Source organism: Granulicella mallensis, assembly GCF_014203225.1.
GTDB classification, from domain to species: Bacteria; Acidobacteriota; Terriglobia; order Terriglobales; family Acidobacteriaceae; genus Granulicella; species Granulicella mallensis_A.
The window spans coordinates 106,508-129,068 of record NZ_JACHIO010000019.1 but is presented as its reverse complement, the minus strand read 5'-3'; the positions used below and the strand labels follow the sequence as shown (position 1 = coordinate 129,068).

At 60.0% G+C, this 22,561-nt stretch carries 17 protein-coding genes; 3 read left to right on the top strand and 14 right to left on the bottom strand.

Features of this window, described 5'->3' with window-relative positions; all coding sequences use genetic code 11:
- Positions 1-106: 106 nt before the first annotated feature.
- The 11 genes from HDF15_RS20045 to HDF15_RS19995 all read right to left on the bottom strand — a co-directional run bounded on the left by HDF15_RS20045 (position 107) and on the right by HDF15_RS19995 (position 12,610).
- Positions 107-598: a DUF3368 domain-containing protein gene (locus HDF15_RS20045; RefSeq protein ID WP_184258774.1), complete on the bottom strand. Its 492-nt coding sequence runs from the start codon at positions 596-598 to the stop codon at positions 107-109.
- Positions 595-888 (bottom strand): UPF0175 family protein, encoded by a 294-nt coding sequence (locus tag HDF15_RS20040; RefSeq protein ID WP_184258772.1) that lies wholly within the window; start codon positions 886-888, stop codon positions 595-597. The genes HDF15_RS20045 and HDF15_RS20040 overlap by 4 nt, the downstream gene beginning before the upstream one ends.
- A gap of 21 nt (positions 889-909) precedes the next feature.
- Positions 910-2,517, bottom strand: a complete 1,608-nt coding sequence (gene gpmI, locus HDF15_RS20035) for a 2,3-bisphosphoglycerate-independent phosphoglycerate mutase (RefSeq protein WP_184258770.1) — start codon at positions 2,515-2,517, stop codon at positions 910-912.
- Positions 2,518-2,938: 421 nt separating this feature from the next.
- Positions 2,939-4,231 carry a phosphopyruvate hydratase gene (eno, locus tag HDF15_RS20030; protein ID WP_184258786.1) on the bottom strand — a complete coding sequence of 431 codons (1,293 nt, stop codon included), beginning with the start codon at positions 4,229-4,231 and terminating at the stop codon, positions 2,939-2,941.
- 283 nt (positions 4,232-4,514) lie between these two features.
- Complete coding sequence (locus tag HDF15_RS20025; RefSeq protein WP_184258768.1) at positions 4,515-5,858, bottom strand: sensor histidine kinase; 1,344 nt, start codon at positions 5,856-5,858, stop codon at positions 4,515-4,517.
- A gap of 153 nt (positions 5,859-6,011) precedes the next feature.
- The gene (locus HDF15_RS20020; protein WP_184258766.1) at positions 6,012-6,269 is read right to left on the bottom strand and encodes a helix-turn-helix domain-containing protein; all 258 of its coding nucleotides are present in this window, start codon (positions 6,267-6,269) and stop codon (positions 6,012-6,014) included.
- A gap of 198 nt (positions 6,270-6,467) precedes the next feature.
- Complete coding sequence (locus tag HDF15_RS20015) at positions 6,468-7,499, bottom strand: MBL fold metallo-hydrolase (RefSeq protein ID WP_184258764.1); 1,032 nt, start codon at positions 7,497-7,499, stop codon at positions 6,468-6,470.
- A gap of 245 nt (positions 7,500-7,744) precedes the next feature.
- On the bottom strand, positions 7,745-8,590 hold the full coding sequence (locus tag HDF15_RS20010; RefSeq protein ID WP_184258762.1) for an HAD family acid phosphatase: 846 nt from the start codon (positions 8,588-8,590) through the stop codon (positions 7,745-7,747).
- The gene (locus tag HDF15_RS20005) at positions 8,580-10,337 is read right to left on the bottom strand and encodes a long-chain fatty acid--CoA ligase (RefSeq protein WP_184258761.1); all 1,758 of its coding nucleotides are present in this window, start codon (positions 10,335-10,337) and stop codon (positions 8,580-8,582) included. Before HDF15_RS20005 ends, HDF15_RS20010 begins: the two co-directional genes overlap by 11 nt.
- A gap of 180 nt (positions 10,338-10,517) precedes the next feature.
- Positions 10,518-11,435, bottom strand: a complete 918-nt coding sequence (locus tag HDF15_RS20000) for a PLP-dependent cysteine synthase family protein (protein ID WP_184258759.1) — start codon at positions 11,433-11,435, stop codon at positions 10,518-10,520.
- Positions 11,436-11,536: 101 nt separating this feature from the next.
- Entirely contained in the window at positions 11,537-12,610 is a 1,074-nt protein-coding gene (locus HDF15_RS19995) for a VWA domain-containing protein (protein WP_260331197.1), read from the bottom strand.
- 435 nt (positions 12,611-13,045) lie between these two features.
- Between HDF15_RS19995 and HDF15_RS19990 the strand changes: the two genes are divergently transcribed.
- The 3 genes from HDF15_RS19990 (at position 13,046) to HDF15_RS19980 (ending at position 19,257) form a co-directional block, all read left to right on the top strand.
- Positions 13,046-14,623, top strand: coding sequence for a hypothetical protein (locus HDF15_RS19990; protein ID WP_184258755.1), 1,578 nt, complete (start codon positions 13,046-13,048; stop codon positions 14,621-14,623).
- A gap of 406 nt (positions 14,624-15,029) precedes the next feature.
- Entirely contained in the window at positions 15,030-17,339 is a 2,310-nt protein-coding gene (locus HDF15_RS19985; protein WP_221314528.1) for a sodium-translocating pyrophosphatase, read from the top strand.
- A 565-nt stretch (positions 17,340-17,904) separates the two neighbouring features.
- The gene (locus tag HDF15_RS19980; protein ID WP_184258753.1) at positions 17,905-19,257 is read left to right on the top strand and encodes a DUF1015 domain-containing protein; all 1,353 of its coding nucleotides are present in this window, start codon (positions 17,905-17,907) and stop codon (positions 19,255-19,257) included.
- A gap of 477 nt (positions 19,258-19,734) precedes the next feature.
- Here the strand turns inward: HDF15_RS19980 and HDF15_RS19975 are convergent, their stop codons facing one another.
- From HDF15_RS19975 to HDF15_RS19965, 3 genes are all read right to left on the bottom strand, one after another.
- Positions 19,735-20,538 (bottom strand): SDR family oxidoreductase, encoded by an 804-nt coding sequence (locus tag HDF15_RS19975; protein ID WP_184258751.1) that lies wholly within the window; start codon positions 20,536-20,538, stop codon positions 19,735-19,737.
- Positions 20,539-20,876: 338 nt separating this feature from the next.
- On the bottom strand, positions 20,877-21,761 hold the full coding sequence (locus HDF15_RS19970) for a haloalkane dehalogenase (protein ID WP_184258749.1): 885 nt from the start codon (positions 21,759-21,761) through the stop codon (positions 20,877-20,879).
- A gap of 192 nt (positions 21,762-21,953) precedes the next feature.
- Positions 21,954-22,535, bottom strand: a complete 582-nt coding sequence (locus HDF15_RS19965; RefSeq protein ID WP_184258747.1) for a TetR/AcrR family transcriptional regulator — start codon at positions 22,533-22,535, stop codon at positions 21,954-21,956.
- Positions 22,536-22,561 lie beyond the last annotated feature (26 nt).

Here is a 22,561-nt window from a genome sequence, read left to right as displayed (position 1 = left end):
CATCGCTATACGCTCGCGCCATCTCCTAACAATCACCCAAACCCAAACAATTGAAAAGTATCTAGATCTATACCCAAAAGTAAAATGGTCTAGAAGGCGTGGCTGATTAAGCTTTCTTCAATCGCGAAGCGTCTTCTTCGAGCAGAGACCGAATCAATTCGGGGGCTACATAGAAACTCGTCTTTTGTAGTTCGGAGAGCGCCTCAGGAAGGTTCAGTAGACCGGCACGAGCGGCATTACGCAGTACCCCTAATGTTCCAATTACCGACAGCTTCCGCCGTTGCGCCTCTCCACGTGCAAGCGTCTCATCAACGATCATGCGATCTGCTCCAAGCTGTTCAGCCAGGGCAATCGCTTCACGTTCTCCACGATCAAGAAAATCAAGAGAAGCATCAGGTGCTTGCGACAAAACCCGTGTTTCCAGCCAGTCTGGGGCTCGTGCAATCCAGAAACGAACCTGCTCGGGAGTATTGGCATCCTGCAACTCTTCCCAGACGATCGGCGGAATCAGAATACGACCGTAGAAATAGGGCAGGATTTCAATGTGCCCGATCAGCACGAGATAGTTGATTGGCGAAGTGTCAGCAACAACAATCATGCTGCGCGATGATTACCGATCTTAACCTTGTCTTCAAACTGCCGGGACGTCTCACGATCCTGTTCGAGATCGGCCATCGAATAATGAAGAGGAATACCATGTTCCTTGAGAAAAGCATGGACTTGCATACGCGAGGAGAAACCAAGCATCTGCCTCACTTGACCTTCAGAAAGTCGCAAAGAACGGTATCCTTCAAGCGCCAATGCCTCGATGGCGGCCCTCGACAAGTCAGCGTACTCCGCCGCGAGAAGGTGCGCTACATCATCCGGAATCTGGAGTTCGAGATTCATCTGCGGTTCCTCCTCACTATTCTAGCTCGGCACCACCCGCAGATCCCCACCCGTCATCTGCTTCGGCAACTCCAGATCCATCAACGAAAGAATCGTCGGCGAGATATCCCGCAGCGATCCGCCCTCCCGCACTCCGATCTTCTTCCCCTGATCGGTCACAAGAATAAACGGCACCGGATTCGTCGTATGCGCCGTATGCGGACCGCCGGTCACAGGATCGATCAGCATCTCGGCATTCCCATGGTCAGCCGTAATAATCCACGACGCACCGTGAGCACGCACCGCATCATAGATTCGCCCCAGGCAGGCATCGACCACCTCGACCGCCTTCACTGTCGGCGCGATCTTGCCCGAGTGCCCGACCATGTCCGCGTTCGCAAAGTTCACGATGATCACGTCGAAGGCGGTGTCTGTAATCGACCGCACCACCACATCCGCAATCCCGTTCGCCGACATCTCGGGAGCCAGGTCGTACGTTGCCACCTTCTGCGACTGCACCAGCTCGCGCTCTTCTCCCGTAAACGGCTTCTCAATGCCGCCGTTGAAGAAGTACGTCACGTGCGCATACTTTTCCGTCTCAGCTACACGCAGGTTGCGCAGGTCATGCACACCCATCACGTTCGCCAGCAGGTTATCCATGCTCTCCGGCGGAATCACCATCGGCAGAGAAAACTTAGGATCGTACTGCGTCATCGTCAGGTAGTGCAGATCGCGCGGCACGCTCTCCAGCGGAATCTCCGCATCGAGCTCCGCCGCCTTCGGCAGACTCATCCCACGGTCCGCGGTAATGCCGCTGTTGCGCGCGAGCACCCGCGTAATCTGCCGCACCCGGTCCGCACGATAGTTGAAGCAGATCACGGCATCGTGGTCCGCGATGCGCCCAATCAACGCGCCCTGTTCGTCGATGCAAACGAACGGCTCGATAAACTCATCGGTAACGCCGTTGTTGTAGCTCTCCCGCACCCGCGCGACAGCATCGTAGTACGCGCCACCCTCGGCCTGCGCCGTCACCATCGCGCGAAACGCCTTGGCTTCCTTCTCCCAGCGAAGATCGCGGTCCATCGCGAAGTAACGTCCGCTCACACTGGCCAGCCTGCCCACGCCATACTCTGCAAACTTCTGCTGTAACTCCTCGAGATAGCCCACACCGCTGGTCGGCATCGTGTCGCGGCCATCCATGAAGGCATGCACATACACTCGTTCAAGCTTGTGCATCGCAGCCAGCCGCAGCAGCGCGTGCAGATGACGCTGCTGCGAGTGCACACCGCCATCCGACACCAGTCCGATCAGGTGAAGCGCGCGGCCCTCTTCCGAGGCATGCCGCATAGCCTTTACCAGCGCCGGATCTTCGAAAAAATCACCCTTGGCAATCGCCGCATCGATACGCGAGATATCCATGCGCACAACGCGTCCCGCACCCAGGTTGAGATGCCCGACCTCGGAGTTTCCCATCTGCCCATCCGGCAGTCCAACGAAGGTCTCACTCGCGCGAATCAGCGTGTTCGGATACTCGCGCAGCAGACGGTCATACGTCGGCTTGCGTGCCAGAGCAATAGCGTTGGCGTTCGTCTCGGCACGGTAACCCCAGCCGTCAAGAATGGTCAGAATGACAGGTGACTTGCTTCTCATTCTCCTAGCTTACCGGGTCATGAGCGTGTCTAAAAAATCTGTGACGTGGTGGCGCGAAGCGCGTTCCCTGACGCTTCAGCGTCAGGGAGACGGAGGGAGCCGTAGCCTTTAGGCTACGGAACTAGAGGCTTGGCAAAGATGTGGCCTTTAGGCCCGGGCCTTCTTTCGGCTGCGGTCAAAAAAGCCCGGGGCTAAAGCCCGATTCTTGCCTGCTCCTGATTCCGTAGCCTAAAAGGCTACGGCTCCCTCCGTCCCGCGCCGCTAAAGCGTCACGGTTTGCGCTTCGCGCTATTTGCAGCGTCCCATTCTTCGACGGATGAAGACTCATGAATAGCGATTAAACGCCGAAGGCCCGCCCCATCGTTCAACACGATGGACCGGGCCTTCGCCCTTTACTTCAATATTGGTCAAAGGCGAATACTTACTCTCCGCAGTTCACCGAACTGCGTCCCAAGAACTCCGCCGTCTGCCCGAGCTCTTCCTCGATGCGCAGCAACTGGTTGTACTTCGCAATACGGTCCGTACGCGAAGCCGAGCCCGTCTTGATCTGCCCTGCACCTGTACCCACCGCGAGGTCCGCGATGAACGTGTCTTCGGTCTCGCCCGAACGGTGCGAGATGATCGACGTATAACCGCTGCGGCGAGCCAGCTCAATCGCCTCCAGCGTCTCGGAGATCGTGCCGATCTGGTTCACCTTCACCAGGATCGAGTTGCCGACGCCCTCTTCGATACCGCGCTGCAGACGCTTGGAGTTCGTCACAAACAGATCGTCGCCCACAAGCTGCACGTTGCGCCCGATCTTCTCGGTCAGGATCTTCCAGCCCGTCCAGTCGTCCTCAGCCAGGCCGTCCTCGATGCTGATGATCGGATACTGGCGAACCCAGCTCTCCCAGTACGCCGCCATCTGCTCCGAGTTCTTCTCGCTCTTGTCCGACTTCTTGAAGATGTACTTGCCCGTGCTCTTGTCGTAGAACTCGCTCGACGCCGGATCGAGGGCAATCGCAATCTGCTCGCCCGCCTTGTAACCGGCCAGCTCGATCGCTTCGAGGATCAGCTCCAACGCCTCGACGTTTGACTTCAACGACGGCGCAAACCCGCCCTCATCGCCCACAGCCGTGTTGTAGCCCTTCTTCTTCAGCACGCCCTTCAGCGTATGGAAGACCTCGGTGCCCCAGCGCAATGCGTCGGAGAACGTCTCCGCGCCCACCGGCATCACCATGAACTCCTGGAAGTCCACGTTGTTGTCGGCATGGGCGCCGCCGTTCAGAATGTTCATCATCGGCGTGGGTAGAATGCACGCATTCACACCGCCGAGGTAGCGGTACAGCGGAATCCCCAGCGCGTCGGCCGAAGCGCGGGCGCAGGCCATCGACACCGCCAGGATCGCGTTCGCGCCGAGACGGCTCTTGTTCTCCGTGCCGTCGATCGCGAGCATCGTCGCGTCGATCAGGCGCTGGTTGCTGGCATCCATGCCCGCAAGCTCCGGAGCCAGGATGCTCTCGACGTTCTCTACCGCCTGCAAAACACCCTTGCCGAGATAGTGCTCCTTGTCTCCATCACGAAGTTCCACCGCCTCATGCTCGCCGGTCGAAGCGCCGCTGGGCACAGCCGCGCGGCCGCGTACACCGTCTGCAAGCACGACATCGGCTTCCACCGTCGGGTTGCCGCGGCTATCCAGAATCTCTCGTGCGTGAATGGACACAATCTCAGTCATGGTCTTCCTCAATCCCTTTTGATTCAGTTCTCTTTTATTATTGCTGCGTTTCCGGCCGGTTCCGGCAATCCGGTGCTGCAGCCTGTCTTCAAGTGCCGGTCGCTTATCGACGGCAATCCTCTGCCCCAAAGCTCCAGCAATCGACTCAATCAGTTCCGCCATTCGTAACGTCCCACCGCGCCTCATTCTAACAAAGCCAGCTCACGGCACGGTTACGCCGCAGCTGTGGAACATTGCTTAGGGGCAATAAAATAGGGCTCACACGAGGAGGCGTTCGTCCCCCTCACCGTGCGAACTCCCCCAGCCGTTCCCGGCCCTCCACACCATCCACCGGCATGACCAGCCGTACCTTCGTCCCGCGTCCCGGCCGGCTGACGATCTCCACATGCGCCGCTCCCCCGTACAGAACCTGCATGCGCTCGCGAACATTCTTCATCCCGATCCCCGAGCCCTCACGGACGATCCCGCTCACCGGAGCCGCTATGCCGCCCCCCGGTTCGATCCCCACTCCATCGTCCTCAATCTCGATTACCAGCCGCCCATGCTCGATCCGGCTGCGCAGCGTTACCGTCCCGCCACTGATGCGAGGCTCCAACCCATGCTTGATGCTGTTCTCGATCAGCGGCTGCAGCAGCATGCTCGGCACGACCACATCCAGCGTGTCGGCGGCGATCTCCTTCACCACCCGCAACTTCTCCCCGAACCGGACGACCTCGATGTCCAGGTAGTCATCCGTAAACGTCAGTTCCTCCCCCAGCGCGACAAACGCCTCGCCCTCCCGCAGCAGCATGCGCAGGATGTTGCCGAGCTTGACGATCATCTCGCGCGCCAGCTCGGGCTTCGACCGTATGAGCGACGCAATCGAGTTCAGTGTGTTGAACAGAAAGTGCGGATTGATCTGCCTCTGCAACGCATCCAGCCGAGCCTCCAGCAACAGGCGTCCCTGCTCCTCGAGCTTCTGCTCGATGCGCACCGCGTTCCAGATCTTCAGAGGGATTCCCACAACCACCGGCGCACATGCACAGATCGCCAGTTCAACGATCCAGGAGTCCGAGTACAACTCGAAGTATCGCCTTGGATAGAAATGAGATAAAAGACTTGTGCCGAATTGCACAGCCATCAACAGCACCAGCAGAAAGATCTGCCGGTCGAGATGGGGATGCGTTACTGTACGCCGCACCCAGCGATAAATACTCAGGTCGATCAGCGGGGAAAACGACCAGATGTCATCCTCTTCCGCGAACTGTCCGAACGCTCCGAAGATCAGGGCGATCATCAGGTTCGCCGCCAGAGCAAGGTACTCGTGATGCAGCATCGCCGGAAGCGCCAACACCACACCGCCCACCATCGCAGCCGCAGGCCCCAACAGCAGCCCAAGAACGGCGGTCGCCTCAAAGGAGAGATCGGCAGCCAGGAAGTTCGGCACGCGTACACGAACCATCACGCCCAGCATCAACGGAACGCAGATCCAGGCCAGCAGCTGCAGCGTCTCGCGACGGCTCCGCTCGCGCAGCAAGAGAAGCCGCTTGAAGTGCGTCGATCGCGCCAGGGAGCTGGCAACCGCCGCCGCCACGCCCAGCTCGACCAACAGCGTTATAAGGATGAGTTTCGGGTCGTTCTTATGCACACCTTTACTCTACGCGCGCCAGCCAAAGCTCATGTACAAGGTGAAGAATCAGCGCCAATCCTAAGCATCTGCAACTTACTATCTCGCAACTCGCGACTCACATCTCGCAACTGGACGCTAAAAAACACAACCGCCCAGACAGGCACCTAAACCCTAACGAGCCCGCGACACAGGCTTCTTCTTCGCCGGATCGACATGCTGCGAGGGCGGAGTAACCCCGCTCTTCTCGTCCATCCAGGCATCCAGCAGGCTCTTTCGAAAGCGCCAGCGATTGCCCAGCTTGAACGCCGGCACGAAACCCTCAGACGCGTAGCGATAGAGCGTGTCGCCGCTGATCCCCAGATACTCTGACGCCTGGCGGATATCCATCACCTCGCGCAATGCCACTTGTACGTTCGCTGCCCCTGCCATCGGTGTCTCCAATTCTCCGCGTATCGTCGGCTATTCCCGGCGCACCTCTCTTGTACCCCCTTTTCCACAGGGTTACAAGGGGAATCGTCCGGATAGCGTATCCAGGTGCTAACTCGTTACAACTTCGTTAATACCTTAAAGCGATACCGGTAAACCACAACATTCTATAAACACTTCAAGTAATTGTTTATGAAAGAGTTATTTATGGTGCCACCAGGCAGAGAACAGCCGGTCTCCGGATGTGACCTCAGAAGGAACTCCAGGCTGTGGAGACCAGATCGGCAGCCCTTCCGCCTGCGCCACCTCCATCATCCGTTCCATTGGCTGACGCCAACCATGCAGAGCCAGGTTGAACAATCCCCAGTGAATGGGCATCAGCAACCCAGCCTTCTCCGGCCCGCCCAGATCCTGATAGGCCTTCGCCGCACCGTCCGGCCCCATGTGGATATCTGACCAGAGAGGGCTGAACGCTCCGATCTCAAGCATGGTCAGATCGAAGCCATCGTACTGCGCGGCGATCTCAGCAAACCCCTCCCACCAGCCGGAGTCGGCTCCGAAGTACACCCGATGTCTCGGCCCTTCGAGCACGAAGGAACTCCACAGCGTCGTGAAGCGGTCGAACAATCCGCGACCCGAAAAGTGCTTCGACGGCCACGCCGTAATCTTCAGCGACGCACCCGCCTGACCTGAAATCTCTGCGCTCTGCGTCCAGTCGAGTTCCTGGATCTGGCCCGCCTCCACCCCAAGCCGCTTCAGTCGCTCGCCTACTCCGAGCGAAGTCACCCACCGGGTCTTCGGGTTCAGGGTGGCCAACCGGCGGAGCGTCTGCGCTCCGAAGTGGTCATAGTGGTCGTGCGAGATCAGCACCACATCCACCGGCGGCAGGTCTTCCAGCGCCAGCGTGGGAGCAAAGAAGCGCTTCGGCCCGAACCACTGCATCGGACTCGCGCGCTGCTCCCAGATTGGATCGATCAGGACACGCACGCCGTCGATCTCAACCAGCAACGAAGAGTGCCCAAACCAGGTCACACGCAACCCGCTCGCCGGAGCCTCCGCATAAAGGGCGGCATCCGTGTGAAACGGCCCCAGCGGAATCCTGGGCTCCGTCTCTTCCTTGTTGCTCAGGTAATGCGGCAGAACCTTCAGGGCGATGCTAAACCCGCCCACCGCCGCCGGCACAGGGTTCAGAAACCTGCGCCCGTCTTTTTCAGCTCGTTTCAATAAACCCATGAAGTTTGGATGTTACAGCAACCCTTTCAGGCTCACATAGTCGCAGGCGCGGTCGACGCGTGGAATCTTTGGAGACGGTATGGGCTTCAGATTGGAACTGTTTTGAAAGGTATGGCCTTTAGGCCATACGTAGGAACCACTCAGAAAGGCGGCTTCAGCCGCTGAGGGAATCTTTCCGAGCGAACATTCCCTCCGTCGCGAAAGCCAACAGCGGGGCTGAAATCCCACCCTTCAAAACGACAACATCACGGCAAAAAGTAAAACGGGTTCGGCAGCTTCACGCTAACCTCAGCCTTCGGCTCCCCCAGCAGATCGCTCCACTGGTCGCCCACGCTCATCACGATGCGATACCCCTTATCCGCAATCCTGTGGCGCTCCTCCGACTTGTACTCAATCGTCGACACCGTATTTTCGCCGCCATTGCGCAGCACCAACCCTGCCCAGCCACGATAACCCGCCGCCTCAAGATTCCGAGCCGTCGCCTCCGTCTGGTCCACCGCAGGCTTGCCGGAAGAGTAGTCCGGAACTCCGGCCCTCCCCGTAATAAAGAACACGGAGACCCCCTCAACCTTCGCCTTGTTGAAGAACCGGAGGCCTCCGGGGATCGCCACCGAGGCCTCCGGCGACACGATCCAGGCATTGAACAGCGGCCCAACGTATCCGAAGTCCTCGCGCTTCATCTCGCAGTAGCTTGAAAGCGCGGTCTCGTCGATGTCCATCACCACCGCGAGCTTCTCGCCTGGCTTCTTAGCGGCGACGGCTGTAGTCAAAGCCTCCTCCGCGCGCCTGTACTGGGCATCCAGATCGGCCCAGTAGCAGCCGTTCGTGCCGACACAGTCGGCATAATCCGCCAGACGATAGCGGGCGATCGCAAAGTTCTCCAGCGGCTCCGCTGAAAGGATTGCGTGCGAATCGCCAGCTCCCTGCTCCTGCTCAGCCTTCGCGGCCTCCGCCGTCATGCGATGCGCCGGGGCCGCAGCCGCCGAACATACCGGTGGCCCGTAGTGATCGGTCGGCACCACTGGGGCCTGAGCCCCCGCCACTCCTGCTACCAGCCCTATCGCCAGCCAGCGGAAGGACCTACTCGCCATAGAACTTCTCAATCTGGGACTTGTACTTCTCCAGGATCACGCGGCGCTTGAGCTTCATGCTCGGAGTCAACTCTCCTCCATCCACGCTCCACTCCTCCGGCACGACGCCGATCTTCTTGATCGCCTCGTAATGCGCGAGGTCGGCGTTCACCTTCTTCACGATCTCGGCATAGACCTGCTGCACCTTGGGATCGCTGGCCAGCGCCTTGGGATCGCTGGTCGCAACACCGTTCTGCTTGGCCCAGCTCTCCAGCGTCTGGAAGTTCGGAGAGATGAGCACGCTGATGAACTTCTTCTTGTCCCCGATCAAAGCCGCCTGAGCGACGAGGCTATTCGCCTTCAGCTTGTTCTCGATCGGCTGCGGGGCGACCATCTTTCCGCCGCTGGTCTTCAGCAATTCCTTTTTGCGGTCGGTGATGGACAGGAACCCGTCCTCAATCTTGCCGATATCGCCGGTCTTGAACCAGCCGTCCACTGTGAACTCGCTCTTCGTCGCTTCCTCGTTCTGCCAGTAGCCAATGAAGACCGCAGGCCCACGCACTTCGAGCTCGCCATCCTCCGCGATGCGCGTATCCATGTTCGGAACAATCGGCCCCACTGTGCCGATGCGATAGCCATCGAACATATTGCGCGCAATCACCGGCGAGGTCTCGGTCATTCCATAGCCCTCAAAGATACGAATGCCCACGTCGAGAAACCACTCCGCCGAATCCATACCCAACGGCGCGCCACCGGCGATAAAGATCCGAGCCCGGCCGCCAAAGGCCTCGCGAATCTTGCTGTAGACAAGCTTGTTCGCCAGCTGCCAGCCCAATCCCTTGGGCTCTTCGCCAAGCAGCAGCTTCTTCCGATTCGCCTTGCCACGGCCGACCGCCCACTCCAGGATGCGCTTCTTCATCCCTGTGGACTTATGCTCCACCGACTGCCGAATCTTCTCGTACACGCGCGGCACTGCCAGGAAGATCGTCGGCTGCACCGTCTTCATCGCGCCGGTAAGCGCGTCAATCTTCGGACAATACGCCAGCACTGCCTTCAGCCCATAGAGCGCATAGTCCAGGTGCCGTGCCGTTACATGCGACAGCGGCAGAAAGGAGATCGAGACATCCCCCTGGACGATGCCGAAACCGTCGGTCGAGTAGCGCATATTGCTCGCCAGATTGCCATGCGTCAGCATCACGCCCTTCGGATCGCCCGTCGTTCCAGAGGTGTAGATGATCGTCGCCAGATCTTCCGGCTTCACCTCTTTCACCATCGCGTCAAAGGCCGCGTCCCGCTGTTCGAGCGCGGCGGAGTCCTTTACGATCTCCGCGAAGCTCTCCGCCCCATCGAAGCTGCCCTCATCGAACACCACAACGTGTTCGAGCGACGGAATCTCACCCGCAGCAACAACCTTCAGATACTGGGCCTTGGTCGAAACAAAGATCGCCTTCGCGCCGGAGTTCCTGAGCATGTACCCCATCTGCTCGGGTGTCAGCGTCTGATAGAGCGGCACATCGACGACGCCCATCGCCAGCGCGGCAAAGTCCGTAGCCGCCCACTCCCAGCGATTCTCGCTGACCAACGCCACGCGATCGCCCTTGCCGATCCCCCAGCTCTTCAACTTCCCGGCCACGGCACGCACGCGGCCATAGAACGCTTTGGAGGTAATCGGCTTCCACTCGCCGCCCACCTGATGCAGAGCGACCGTCTCATCGCCGCGGCTGCTCATGATCTCGAACACACTGTTTACCGTCTGCAGATCAAGCATTCAAAACTCTCCTCGTAGGTACCGCAGCTATGCTATCTGCTTTCGATGCAGATGCGCCCACTCAGGTCTCGCATTGCTCCAAAAGCTGTGGCGCAAAAGGAACCCGGTTCCGCCACAGCACCCGTTGCGAAACTTGGCTCTTTTCTTCGCGCCCTTTGCGTCAAAGCTTTTCCGCATCCCTTACTCGTCCAGAATGCCCTTCGACAGATACCGCTCCGCCGAATCCGGAACCAGCGTCACCACCCGCTTGCCCGCCCCCAGCTCCCGCGCCACGTCAACCGCCGCCGCCATCATTGCGCCGGAGCTCGATCCCCCCAGGATGCCCTCTTCCCGCGCCATCCGCCGCACCATCGCAAAGGCGTCATCGTCCGTCACCTTCACGATGCGATCACACACGCTGCGGTCGAACGTCGGCGGCACAAACGACACGCCAATGCCCTCCACCCGATGATGTCCCGGCTCGCCGCCCTGCAGCACGCTGCCTTGGGTCTCTACAGCAACCGTCAGGACCGCCGCGAGCTTCTTCTTCATAAACCGCGCAATGCCGGTAAACGTCCCCGCTGACCCTACCCCGAACACAACGGCGTCGATGCGACCTTCCATCTGCTCGAAGATCTCCACCGCTGTCGTCTCTTCGTGGAAGTCGGGGTTGGCGGGGTTCTCAAACTGCATCGCCGCGAACGCCCCCGGAGTTTCGCGCTCGAAGGCCAGAGCCCGGCGAATCGCTCCCGCCACCATCTCGCTCTCCGGAGTCCGCTCCACCTCCGCGCCCAGGCCCCGCATGATGATGCACTTCTCCTCCGCGAAGCCCTCTGGCACAAACAGCTTCACGCGGTAGCCACGCTGCACACCAATCAATGCCAGCCCAATGCCGGTATTTCCCGCCGTGGCTTCGCAGATCGTACCGCCCGGCTTGAGCACACCGCGCCGCTCGGCATCGAGCACCATCCCCAGCGCAGCGCGGTCCTTGATGCTCCCGCCCGGATTCATCATCTCGAGCTTGGCCCAAACCTCAGCCGATCCGGCAGCCGTCAGCCGGTTGATCCGCACCATGGGCGTATGCCCCACCAACGCCATTACATCGTTCCCGATTCGCATTCAGAAATTACCCTCTACCGTCGCCGGAAGAACCAACATCATGGAATCGCAATCGTAATCGTTTCCGCGACGAAATCAAGCTGCGTCCGCATGGCTTCGTTTTACTTGCTGGCTGGAGTACCAGGCGCCGGAGCGTCAGAAGACGCAGGCTTCGGGAAGTATCCCGTCCTCGTCCTCACCTGCAGGCCGTGGAACCCCTTCGCCTTCGCCTCGACATGGATCTGCCGGTATCCGCCCAGTGCAGGCGACTTCGACGAGTGGTACTCAATCGTGTACTGCGTGCGGATATCCTGCGCAACCTCACGGGTCAACCCGTCGACATCCTTCAAGGACTTCGGAAAGTACGCCTGCCCGCCGGTCTGCTGGGCAAGCTCCTGCAGTACCTCTCTGGCATGCTTGGCCTCACTCCGGCTCACATCGTCACCGAACAGCAGCCCGATGCAATAGATCGCCGGCCCGTCCAGATCCTGCACGCGCCGGATAGCCGACTCCAGCGAGGCGCTGGACGCATTGTCCTCGCCATCGGTAACGATCAGCAGCACCTGCTTCGGATGCTTCGCATTCTTGCTCAGGTAATCGGCCGACGCGACCACAGCGTCATACAGCGCCGTCCCTCCGCTCGTATGGATGTAGGCCAGCCCCTGCTGCAGCTTCGCGATGCTGTTCGTGAAGTCCTGATCGATATAGGCCTCTGAGCTGAAGTCCACCAGGAACGCCTCATCCAGCGGATTGGACAGCTTGACCAGGTCGAGCGACGCCTCATTCACCGCCGCGCTCTTCTCATACATGGACCCCGAACTATCGATCAGAATCCCGAGCGACACCGGAAGATCTTCATGCTTGAAGCCGCGAATCTCCTGCGCAACGCCGTCCTCGTACACATGAAAGGCATCCTCGGGAAGCGAGTCCACCGTATGCCCCGAGCTATCGACGACCGAGGCATTCAGCCTCACCTCGTAAGCATTCGCGTGCAGCGTGAAGTGACCATCCTGCCGCGTGATCGTGCCGTTATTACTACCCGATCCGGCAGCCTGTCCGGGATTCTGCAGAGGTCCCTTGGTCGTATCGGAATCCGGTGAAGGCACAGGATCGGAGTCCACCGTCAGCGGCGGCATCGGCCGAGTCTGCGCGGGTGGCTGCTGCGGCTGAGCGGGAGGCGCCGTCTGGGCGGCCATCTGCACGCACAATAGCCCGCCGCTCAATATCCCGAAAACTACGAATGTCTCTAACGTTTTACTGCAACGACGCATAGTACCTCTCGCGACTCTCAATACCCATCCTTAGCCCCCAATGGAAACACCAGCCGCACTCTCAATTTACGCCACGAACCCACAAAACCTCGCACTCGAAAATCCGAGCCCCAAAGCAGTGCTAATGTAGGCTGCAACGATAAGATACCCCTTGTGTCCTCTGTACTTCTCCAGCGCTGTAGACCGAGCCAAAACCTTCGCCCAGGGGGCACAATCTGTGACGGTTACAGCGGGTTCGGTTTAGTCATTGACAGGGGCGAAGGCTGTTCGCATGGTTTTCCCCCAGGAAAACCATCTTCACAATCTTCCTGGTGTAACGAGTAAAACCGAAACCGCTCTAGCAAGTTGGATGCCTCTTCCATGAAGCGTATCTTCGCCATCCTCACCTTCGCTGCCCTGGGCATGGCCGCACTGCTCGCCCTGCTTCCTGCTGCCGGCCACGACCAGCTCTGGTTTCTTCTGATGGCACGACGCTGGCTCGGGGGTGCCCAGATCTATGGTCCCTTTCTCTTCGACTCCAACCCGCCGGGCGTCATATGGTTGTCCGCTCTGCCCATTCTTCTCGGCCAACTGCTTCATCTTCCCTCTACCACCGCCGCAAAACTGCTGGTAGTCCTTGCCGAAGCCCTCTCCGCAGGATTGAGCTACCGTCTCCTCCGCTACGCCTGGCGGCCACTGGAAGCTTACGAACGCTGGGCGCTGCTCTTCGCCTTCATCGTGCTCTTCGGCGTAGTTCCCGCACGTGACTTCGGACAGCGCGACCAGATGCTCGCCTTCCTCGTGCTGCCCTACGTCCTGGCCGCCGCAGTCGACTTTCACCGGCACAGCCTGATCTTCCTGCGCGGCACCGTGGGCGTCATGGCGGCGATCGGCATCTGTCTCAAACCGCACCACGCCCTGCTGGTCATCGCCATCGAGCTTGCGCTGCTTCTCCTTCCCTCCCCTACAATGCGCACACGCCGTCTGCAGAGACTCCTTCGTCCTGAACCGCTTCTGATCCTGCTGCTGGGCGCAATCTTTCTCGCGGCAACCCACCAGTTCACGCTACTCTACTTCACCCTCGCAATGCCGGTGCTCAAGGAAACCTACTGGGCTATCGGCCATCTCTCTCTGCCCGGGCTGGCGATGGAAGCTATCGAACTCTGCCTGCTCGCCGCCGGAACCATCACGCTCTACGCAATCACCAAACCCCAGTCATTGCTCCTTCGTCTGCTGCTCATCGCGGGCACAGCCTCTCTCTTCGCCTACTTCCTGCAGGGAACGGGCTGGTACTACCAGCAGATTCCCGCCCTCGATCTCTTCGGCGCAGCCCTGGTGCTCCAGTTGCTCAACCTCGCCAACCGCAAATCACTCATAGCCCCACGCTGGAGCGTCCCTGCTGTCGCTGCGCTCTGCCTTCTGGCGCTCGCGCTCACAACCAACTTCACGGGCTACCCCTTCACCGCCGACCGTGCGTTCGCTATCGAGTCTCCCGATCCAGCGTTCTTCAAGGACCTTCCTTCCGACACTCCCGTCGCCACCCTGACCACCTCGGTCGACGAAGCCATGATGCCCATCGAGCGCTACCACCTGACCTGGGCCCAGCGCATGAACAACCTCTGGCTACTGCCCGCCATCCTCCGCAATGAAACTCCGGCAGCCGGCAAGCCTCCCAGCCGCATCCTGCCACCCAGCCAATTAGCAGCGCTCGAAGCCCTGCAACATCGCTTCATGGTGGAAGATTTCAACCACTGGCACCCTCAGCTCGTACTGGTCGAGCGCTGCCAGCAGGTCAGCATTCACTGCCAGGTGCTCGAGGACCGCAACGACAACCTGCTGACCTGGTTTCTCCGCGACCCCGCCTTCGCAGCCGTCTGGCGGAACTACACGTATCAAGGCTCACGCGGCTCCTTCGACGCCTACACCCTCACGCCACCTTCTCCCAGCGTGGGCAAATAGCACGAGCCTTTGTTGTTGCTTTTGCACTTGCCTTTCTGGTTGTCATTCCCGCAGGGAATCTGCTTCTGCCTTTGCCTTTGCCTTTGCTTTTGCTTTTGCTTTTCTGGTTGTCATTCCGAGCGCAGCGAGTGAACCTGCTTCCTCCCGTTCTTTGGTAGTGCCGCCACAGACGTTATGCGTCCACCAACCGCTCCTCACATGCCTTCTGAGCACCACCAGCGAAAAACGGGAGACAGCAGGTTCACTCGCCGCGCTCGGAATGACAACCAGAAAGACAAAGACAGCCCCGCGTTGACCCTGCCGCACGTGTGTGCTCTAATTCGCCCGTCTCCCCGGTGGGCAGTTATCCCGTTGCCAAACGGTCCGTTCACCCTCTATCTACGCGACTCAAGGAGGACCACCCTTCATGCACTTCGGCGTACTTACAGCAGCACTCTTCACCCTTCAAGACATCCCTTCCACCCCCGTAAACAGCAGCGACAGCCTCTGGCTCTGGATCGCCATGGGCGTCGGCGTACTGGCTCTCATCGCCGCCTTCGTCCTGGCCAGGATCGTTCTCGCCGGAGACACCGGCACCGCCGAGATGCAGGCCATCTCCAACGCCATTCGCGAAGGCGCCGAAGCCTTCCTCTCCCGCCAGTACCGCACCATCGGCATCCTCGCCGTCGTCATCGCGATCGTCGTCTTCTTCGGCTACTACTTCTCGCCCCGCACCCAGGATGTCGCGCTCAAGACCGTCATCGCCTTCCTGGTCGGCGCCATCTGCTCCGGGCTCGCCGGGTTCACCGGCATGTACGTCTCCATCCGGGCCAACATCCGCACCGCCTCAGCCGCCCGCACTTCTCTGAATAAAGCGCTCCAGGCCGCCCTGCGCGGCGGAGCCGTCACCGGCCTCGTCGTCGTTGCGCTCTCGCTCCTCGGTGTCGGCGCGCTCTTCTTCTTCTTCGGAGGCCTCGACCACCCACGCCAGGTTCCCTACCAACTCGTCGGCTTCGGCTTCGGGGCCTCGCTCGTCGCCCTCTTCGCGCAGCTCGGCGGCGGCATCTACACCAAGGCCGCCGATGTCGGCGCGGACCTCGTAGGCAAGGTCGAAGCCGGCATCCCCGAGGACGATCCCCGCAACCCCGCCGTCATCGCCGACCTCGTGGGCGACAACGTCGGCGACTGCGCCGGCCGTGGCGCGGACATCTTCGAATCCACCGCCGCCGAAAACGTCGGCGCGATGATCCTCGGCGCGGCGCTCTATCCCGTCTTCGGCATCAAGGGCATCCTCTTCCCCTTGATCGTCCACGCCATCAACCTCGTCGCCTCCATCATCGGAGTCGCCGTGGTTAAAACGAACGACACCGAAGACCCCATGTCCGCCCTCAACCGCGGCTTCTACGTCACTGCGATTCTGGCCCTGGCAGGCTTCGCGACAGCCGTCTACATGATGCTCAACGGTCCCGGCGTCCAGCCCCTGTACCTGCTCTTCTGCGGCATCATCGGCCTGGTAACGGCGTTCCTCTTCGTCTGGATCACGCAGTACTACACCGAGAGCAAGTACCGCCCTGTGCAGTCCATCGCCGAAGCCTCCCTCACCGGCCCGGCGACGAACATCATCAGCGGCATCGCCGTCGGCATGGAAACCCCCGCGATGCCCGTCATCGTCATCTCCGCCGCGTTGCTGCTCAGCTACTACTGCGGCGTCAGAGGCCTCGCCGGATTCCCCGGAATCTCCGACTACGCCAAGGGCATCTACGGCACCGCTATCGCCACCATGGGCATGCTCTCCTGCGCGGCCTACATCCTCGCGATGGACACCTTCGGCCCCATCACCGACAACGCCGGCGGCATCATCGAGATGTCGAACCAGGACGAGTCCGTCCGCGACAAGACCGACAAGCTCGACTCCGCCGGCAACACCACCAAGGCCCTGACCAAGGGCTACGCCATCGGCTCCGCTTCACTCGCGGCCTTCCTGCTCTTCTCCGCCTATCTCGAAGAGATCAAGTCCATCGTCACCGCCAAAGTTACCGCCGCCGGCCCCGCAGGCTACATGCCGCCCGGCTGGTCGTTCACCAACATCAACCTCGCCGAAATCCCCGTCTTCGTCGGAGCCCTGCTCGGCGCGATGCTGACGTATCTCTTCTCATCCCTCGCCATCAAAGCCGTAGGCCGCACCGCGCAGATGGTGGTAAAGGACGTCCGCGACCAGTTCCGCGAGAACCCGGGCATCATGGCGGGCACCTCCAAGCCCGACTACGCGCGCTGTGTCAGCATCGTAACCGGCGCGGCACTGAAAGAGATGGTCCTCCCCGGCATCCTCGCAGTCGGTCTCCCTGTAGCCGTGGGTCTCATCTTCCGCAACTTCAGCTCCACCTACGGCGCGGGCTCCGAGGTCCTCACCCGCAACGGCATCCTCAACGTGCCCACGATCAACGGAGTTCCGGTCAACCTCGGCGGAGCCTCCGCCGTAGCGGGCCTGCTGATGGTCGGCACCATCTCCGGCATCCTGCTCGCCATGCTGATGAACAACGGCGGCGGCGCCTGGGACAACGCCAAGAAGTGGATTGAAACCGGCCAGTACGGCGGAAAAAAATCCGACGCCCACAAAGCCGCCGTCGTCGGCGACACCGTAGGTGACCCTTTCAAGGACACCGCCGGCCCCTCACTCCACGTGCTAATCAAGCTGTTAGCAACCATCACGCTAGTGCTAGCACCGCTCTTCCTATAGGACGTCACTAGCGCTGCTCTTGTCGTTGTTTGTTTTTCGTCGTCATCCTGAGCCGTAGGCGAAGGACCCCCGCATTGGGACCACCACAAACGCAAAGCGCACCACCAATACGGGAGCCTTCATCTACCTCTCAGGATGAGCAACAGCAATTTTCAAGTGAAAAAAAGTAATAACCGGCACAAATCCCAGCCCCGAAGGGGCGATATATCCCAGCCCAGGGTGGAGGCGGCTGGCGAGCGCTTTTTGGTCGCCGTGTCGCCGGAACCCTGGGTTACAGGCCCGGAGAAGTTAGAGCCCTGAAGAGGCGACCTATCGCGGGTGTTATGGCCCCACCCAGGGCTTCACCCTTGACGCAAAGCGCGCCACAAACTTTTACATCGCGCTCTGCCTCAGTGCCCCTACCAATGCGGGGGTCCTTCGCCGTTGGCTCAGGATGACGACGAAAAACAAACAACAACCATTTGGCACGATCACCACCGATTACCCTGCTGTCTCGCTGTCTCGCTGACTTGCTGACTTGCTGACTCGCTGTCTCGCTGACTTGCTGACTCGCTACAATGAATCCATGGCACGCTTGTACCCCTTCCGCGCACTCCGCTACGATCCAGCCCGCGTCAACATGACCGACGTCGTCACCCAGCCCTACGACAAGATCTCTCCCGCGATGCAGGAGCGCTACTACGAGGTCAGCCCCTACAACCTGATCCGCGTCATCCTCGGCAAGCAGAAGCCGCGCGACACCGACAAGGAGAACGTCTACACCCGCGCCGCCGCCACCCTCAGCGAATGGCGCGCCGAAGGCATCCTGAAGGAAGAGGCCGAGCCCGCACTCTACGGTTACTCCCAGACCTACAAAGTTCCCGGCACGGAAGAAGTACGCGAGCGCCGCGGCTTCATCGCCCTCGCCCAGCTCTCCGACTATGCCGACCAGGTCGTCTATCGCCACGAACAGACCTTCCCCAAGCACAAGTCCGATCGCCTCGCCCTCTTCAAGGCGACGCGCGCCTACTGCGAGCAGATCTACATGCTCTACTCCGACCCGACCTTCACCGCCGAGAAGGCGATCTTCGAATCCGGCGCGGCTCCTGAGCTCGAGATCACCGACGAGTACAATGTCCTGCACCGCGTCTGGAAGCTCACCGACCCCGCGCTCATCCAGCGCGTGCTCACCGCGATGGACGATAAGAAGCTCATCATCGCCGACGGCCACCACCGCTACGAGACCTCGACCGGCTACATGCACGAGCGCGCCGCCGAACTGGGCGTCGACGAAAAAGCAGAGCCCACCCGCACCGCCGATGGCCTGCCCCAGCCCGCCTTCCCCGAACAGGCCATGATGATGACCTTCGTCAACATGGACGCCCCCGGCATCACCATCCTGCCGACGCACCGCGTCGCCTTCGGCCTCATCGACTTCCACGGCCGCGAGTTCGCGAGAAAAGCCGAGGCCTACTTCAACATCGAGGAGATCCCCAACACCCCCGAAGGCCTCTTCCCCGGCGACGCCGCCCTGCTGAAGCGCCTGAAAGATACCCCCGGAGTGGCCTTCATCGCAGCCACCCGCGACGGCGATTTCCTGCTCACCCCAAAGCCCGAAGCTATCGCTCCCCTGCTCAGCAGTCTCTCTCCACGCCAGCAGCAACTCGATGTAACGCAGCTGCATAAGGTCGTGCTGGAAAAGCTTCTCGGCCTGAACGAAGAGACGGTCCGCGCCGGCTCCAACGTGCGCTACCTGCGCGAGGCCTCAGAAGCCCTGGCCCAGGTAGGCAGCGGCAACGCCGACATCGCCTTCCTGATCAAACCCGTCACCCTCGAGCAGATGAAGGACATCTCCCTGAACCTGGAAGTCATGCCTCAGAAGTCGACAGACTTCTATCCCAAGCTTCTCAGCGGTCTGGCAATGTACACACTGGACTAGGTGGCCGGGTTATTATCACTGGCCCCTGCTCTTGCTTTTCTTGCTTGTCATTCCCGCAGGGAATCTGCTTCTGCCATTGCTTTTGTCGTTGCAGTTGCCTTTGCTTTTCTGGTTGTCATTCCCGCAGGGAATCTGCTTTTGTCGTTGCCGTTGCTTTTGCTTTTGCTTTTCTGGTTGTCATTCCGAGCGCAGCGAGCGAACCTGCTTCCCGCCCGTTGGGCCACCACCGCCAAGCACCCGCAATGCAGCCATTCAGCCCCGAAGGGGCGTTTCATCCCAGCCCAGGGCAAAGCCCTGGGTTGGCGCACAAAGAAACACAAAGGGCTGAAAGCCCGACTCATCCGTTCCGTACAACGATGAATCGGGCCTTCAGCCCTCTACCTTTACGGTTTCCCTAACCCAGGGCTTTGCCCTGGGCTGGGATGAAGCGCCCCTTCGGGGCTAAACCCCTCGGGGAGCCGCTACTCGAACCACTAGTTACTTCTTCAACCCATACCGCGCCGCCGCTTCCTTGCGCGAAAGGTTCGGACCAAGCGCCTTACGCGCCTCATCGTACTTCTCCCACTGGGCAATATCCGCTAATGCGGGGATCGTAATCAGCTCATGCTGGTCAAATCCCACCAGCGACGCATCGACCATGTCCGCAGCCGTCATGACCCACTCGCCCGGCAGATTGTGCACCGGCAGACCCGCGCGGTCCCAGAACTCCGTGCCGGTAGCTCCAGGAAGAACAGCCTGTACCTGAATACCCTTGTCCTTCACCTCGTTATGCAGAGACTGCGTGAGGTTCACAACATAAGACTTGGTGCCGCTATACACGCCATTGAGCATCTCAGGCGCCAGCGCCACGATAGAGGAGATGTTGATGATGATGCCGTTTCCGCGAGCGATCAGCCCCGGCAGAACAGCCGCCGTCAGACGGGTAAGCGCCGTCACATTCAGGTCGATCATGTTCTCCATGTCATCTACCTTGGAGTCGATCAATTTTGCGGTCGCACCGAATCCTGCATTGTTCACGAGGCCCGTAATAGCACCGTCGGAAGCCAGACGCTCCTCGACCTTCAGCCGGTCGGCCTTGACGGTAAGATCGGCAGGCAGAATATCGACCTTGCGTCCAGTCTTGGACGTCAGCGTAGCCGCCAGCTCCGTGAGCCGGTTTTTGTCGCGTGCCACAAGAATCAAGTCATAACCGCGCTGAGCGAAGCGATCGGCATACACAGCGCCGATGCCAGTGGATGCACCCGTGATAAGTACAGTGCCTTTAGTAGTTTGCGTCGTCATAGGAAACCTCGGTCGAACTGAAATGTGAAACGTTGAGTGCGTTCATGGATATGAGTAGACCAGTCTGTCTATAGATGCAGAATCTTTTCCAGAGTCTGTCTATTCCTAGGGCGTGTCCTCAAACTGCACTTTGAGGATGCTCGAACGGTGCAGTCAGTTTGTTGAGACACAGATCGGAAGGGCACGGTTTCAACCGTGCCATAAAAGATCAAACTGAAGACTTGTACCACTCTGCCGAAGGCCGGAGTGAAGCCCGAAGGGCGCAACGACTGAATTGCCTTCCTTCGTGCAAGCAAGCCAACCTGGCCATCAGCACGAACAAGCCCCACAAACGCCCGCTACAACTTCGCTATCCAGTCAGCAACGGCCTGCCCGATCTCATCCGGAGAATCTTCCTGAACGAAATGGATTCCCGCCACCGTCTTCTCGGTCAGTGCTGGCCATCCACGGACGAGGTTGACCAGCGTATCAATCGCGAGAAACGCCCCTGGCTCGGCCTTCAGGAACAGCTTGGGCACACGGCTCTTCCCCAGCCAATCCGCGTATTCCGCCGCGATCGCATGGACATCGGCGGGCTCGCCCGCGATGGGTAGCTGCCGGGGCCACGTCAGCGTTGGCCGCCGCCCCTCGCCCGGCTCTGCAAACGGACGCCGATACTCCGCCATCTCCTCCTCGGAGAGCGTACGCAGGACGGCACTCGGCAGAATCTCTTCAATGAAATGGTTGTTCTGTAGAGCCATCGCCTCGCCGGCCTCCGAACGCAGCGGGTCCACGGCTGAATGAACTCCCATCTTGTCCCAGTCCTCCTGGCTCAGCGGCGCCACGATCGCCTCCATGAACGCAATTCCCTTGATAGCCTCGCGATGGCGGTTGGCCCAATCGAAGCCGAGCCCCGAGCCCCAGTCATGGACAACCAGGGTGACACGCTCGTGCACGTTCAGGACCTCGAGCAGGGCGTCGAGGTAACGGCGATGATCAACGAAGCGGTACGAGCCTGGGCCACTGTCAGGCAGTTTGTCGGAGTCACCCATGCCGATCAGGTCGGGAGCGATGCAGCGCCCTAAGGGCTCCAGATAGGGCAACACGTTACGCCAGAGGTACGACGAGGTGGGATTACCATGCAGCAGCACGATGGGATCACCCTGTCCCACCTCCACGTACGCCATCTCGTGCCCGAGAACCCGTCGCCGCTGTTTTTGGTACGGAAATGCCGCAGAGATCACGCTGGCTTCTCCTTCTCTAATGTGGTCGCCGGATAGAGTCGGCACACCGTTATCACTGCATCTGAAAGACCAAAAGGCTCTCTTCGCAAGATCGGGAAAATCTCAATCGCTAACTGACGAATTGGAGACGGATGCCTGACTCTGACGGGAATTGGTCGCGAACTTCGTCGCAGCCAGCCCTAGCCCCTGCAACTACCCCTTCAAAAGCACCTTGAAGGTGAAATCCAGAAAGAGCTCCAGGGCCCGATCGCTTCGCTCAGCCTTCGAACGCAGCAACGCCCCTTCCCAGTTATTCACGATGAACGACGCCAACTCCCCGGGGTTGGCCGAGGGATCCAACTCCCCCCCCGCCACAGCCTCACGAAGCGCCTCGGCGACGGCATCCTCCCATGCACCGAAGCACCCCTTCAGCATCGGCTGCAATACGTCGCTGTGGTCGGCAATCTCCAGCGTCAGATTGCCCATCAAACAACCGCTGATCGGCCCGGTCTGTCCATACACGGAGATCAAATCTTCAAAGTACAGACGGAGCCGTTTCAAAGGAGCCTGGTTCTTATCTCCCAGTATCATCTCCCAGCGATGTGTCTCCCCCTCCCCATAGCGCTGCAACACCGCCGCGGCGAAGACTTCTTTACTGGGAAAGTGATGGTAGAACGAACCCTTCGGGACCTCGGCCAGGGCAAGAATCTCATTCACTCCCGTAGCGCCATATCCAGCAGTATGGATCTGCTTGAGTCCAACCTCGATCAACTGCTCACGAGTTTTCTGTGCCATGGGGAACCTCTAGACAGACCGGTCGA